The following is a 2682-nucleotide window of genomic DNA, read 5'->3' as shown; positions in this document are numbered from 1 at the left end:
CCTGGTGGCTACGATGAACCAGAAATCCTCCTTCCGGAAAACCCTTCAATCTGTCTCAAGAGTGCTGACGGCGAACACTGGCTGGGCGACCCTCGTCATGGCCGCGACAAACCCTGACTTGACAGGCCCTATTACCATCAATGGATCACCGGTGTCAGCTGTGTCGGGGAACATCGGCGACAACACCTTCCGCTACATTGCCGGCATATTCGGCGGAGTCTGGATTCCAATGTTTCTGTGCGACCTCGGCAAGGGAATGTTCGACGGCGCCAATCTCATACACAATTTCGAATTGCTCAATCCCGAGCGGCTATTCCTAAAGTACGCCAACCTTTTTCGCGACGTGGATACAGCGCGCGAAAGCTTCCTTGCAACAGAGACGTGGTGGGCCAGCTTCTGTCTGCTGCACGAGAACGAGATCTGCTGGAAAACCTGTTCATCGGCAACCGACTTGCCAAAAACAAAGCCTATCTAGCATCAGAACGTCAGCACGTGGATCTCAAGCAGATCAGGGCACCGATCATCGTGTTTGCCAGCCATGGCGACAACGTTACGCCACCCCAGCAGGCTCTGAATTGGATTACAGATGCTTACGAGAACGAAGAGGAAATCCGCGCCTGCGGCCAACACATTATCTATATGGTGCATAATGACGTCGGGCACCTCGGCATCTTCGTCTCGTCTAAAGTTGTCAATCGGGAGTTTAGGCAAGTCGCAACCACTCTTGAGGCGATCGAAGCGTTGATGCCCGGGCTCTACGAAATGTGCGTCACGGATATTCAGGAACATGATGGACGAAAAGACTACAGCGTTGAGCTAGTCCAACGCAGCTTCAAGGACATCCTGGCATTTAACGACAATTATCGCGACGAGCGTCCTTTCGGCGCGGTGGACCGCGCATCGCAACTTCAGGCACAGGTCTATCACCTGTTGCCCGCCCATTCGTCAGAGCTGCAGTCACGAAACTGACGGCCGAAGCCGGTCGAGCTGTTCATCCGCAGCGTTTGTCGCGAGCGCTACTCTCTTCGCAAAACCCGATGCTCGTCGGCCTCAAGTCCCGAGCTGAGCAGGTTCTTAGGTCTCGAGCAAAGGCCAGAGCGGATAATCCATTCTTGGTTGCGGAAGCGCTGTATGTGCAACATATCGAACGGACGATCATCTTCTGGCGCGACCTGCGCGACACGATCTATGAGCTGGTGTTCCACAGCATGTGGAATACTCCTTTGCAGGACTACTTTGGTAGTCGCTACGAGGTGAATACGAGGCAAACGACACTCGAAGAATTGCGGTCGCGCCCTGACGTTTGCTTTGCACTCAAGGCGATCGCGACCGGAGGCTTCATCGAAGCGGTCGTTCGTATGATGACGCTGCTTGTCAACGATCGCGGTGGTATTCGCCGCGATCGTCTGGACCGCTGGTCACGCGTTCTAACGCAGGACGAACCGTTCCGCTCTCTCGCGTCTGACCGCCTGAATGCAATCACTCGCCGGCAGACCATCATCGCGATCTTGGAGCCGGAACGAGCAATCGAGACGTTGCCATTGCTACTGGATGACTCTGAGGCACGACGCCGGGCCTATCTCGTCTCATGCTATATACCCGGCCCGGTTGCGGAAATGTCGCCAAGCACGACCGCCCTCTTACGGCGGTTCGCTCAAGTCCTTGACCAGCCTCCCGTCGCCGGCGATGTAACGGAAGATCCGTTGGCGGAAATGGGGCGCGAGTAACGCGCCGGTGGCTGGCGAGGGAAAGTATCCTCATTTTAATATCAGTTCTCGCCTTACACTCCCCTCTGATCGACGCCTGGCAGATATTTCGGAGGCCAGAACACAAGGTTACCAACTTACGTCGGCGCACATTACGCAAACGTATTTTCGGATCGAAGAACCCTAGATGGGATCATCATACCGTCATAATGGCGGACCCAATCTGGTCAGGGCCAACGACGACAGCTTAGAAGGCCGTGAAGTGGACCCCGGATTTTGGACCAGCGGCTTAGGTGGTGCGGATGCCGTTCCGTTTTGATAAACGGAGCGGACCATGAAGAAGACGAGACGGAAAATCGATGCGGCGCTGAAGGCGAAGATCGCCTTGGAGGCGCTGCGAGAACAATCAACGGTGACGGATCTGGCACAGCGCTACCAGGTGCATGTGAACCAGATTTATGCGTGGAAGAAGCAGCTTCAGGATCAAGCGGTTCGGGCGTTCGACGCGGGCGCTGGTCGGGATGGCGAGGCGGCTCACGAACTGGAGGTCGAGAAGCTCCACGCCAAGATCGGACAATTGACGGTCGAGCGAGATTTCTTAGCCAGGAGGTCCGGAAGATGAGCGCGCCGGATCGCCGAGGATTGCTTCAGCGCGATCATGAGAGTCTATCGATCCGCCGGCAATGCCAACTGCTGAGCGTTGCGCGATCGAGCATATATCGGCCGCCACGGCCGGCCAATGACAACGACGTTGAGCTGATGCGGCGGATCGACCAGCTGTTCACGGCCTGGCCGTTCCTGGGCTCGCGGCGAATGATGGCGATGCTCAATGGCGAAGGGTGTCGCATCAATCGCAAGCGCGTGCAGCGGTTGATGCGCCAGATGGGCATCGCGGCGCTTATGTGCCGATCGGCCAGGGCTTTCTATATCTGGTGGCGATCATCGATTGGGCGAGCCGTGCGGTGCTGGCCTGGCG

The 2682-nt window shown here is 56.7% G+C and carries 2 protein-coding genes and 1 pseudogene; all 3 read left to right on the top strand.

Features of this window, described 5'->3' with window-relative positions:
* Positions 1-13: 13 nt before the first annotated feature.
* A pseudogene (locus D6B98_RS39495) lies at positions 14-1727 on the top strand (DUF3141 domain-containing protein).
* Positions 1728-2040: 313 nt separating this feature from the next.
* A complete protein-coding gene (locus D6B98_RS39490) occupies positions 2041-2328 on the top strand; it encodes a transposase (RefSeq protein ID WP_126262243.1) in 288 nt (95 codons plus the stop codon).
* The coding region (locus D6B98_RS39485; RefSeq protein WP_164719171.1) for an IS3 family transposase at positions 2325-2682 on the top strand (358 nt) is incomplete at its 3' end. The genes D6B98_RS39490 and D6B98_RS39485, both read left to right, overlap by 4 nt.

The sequence above is a fragment of the Bradyrhizobium sp. LVM 105 genome, from assembly GCF_003957705.1.
GTDB lineage: Bacteria > Pseudomonadota > Alphaproteobacteria > Rhizobiales > Xanthobacteraceae > Bradyrhizobium > Bradyrhizobium frederickii.
The sequence above is the reverse complement of the archived record's forward strand: the minus strand, read 5'-3'. Positions and strand labels throughout refer to the sequence as shown.

Excerpts from the sequence above, each read along its gene's own strand:
- D6B98_RS39490 (WP_126262243.1), top strand. The coding sequence starts at position 2,041 with ATGAAGAAGACGAGACGGAAAATCGATGCGGCGCTGAAGGCGAAGATC.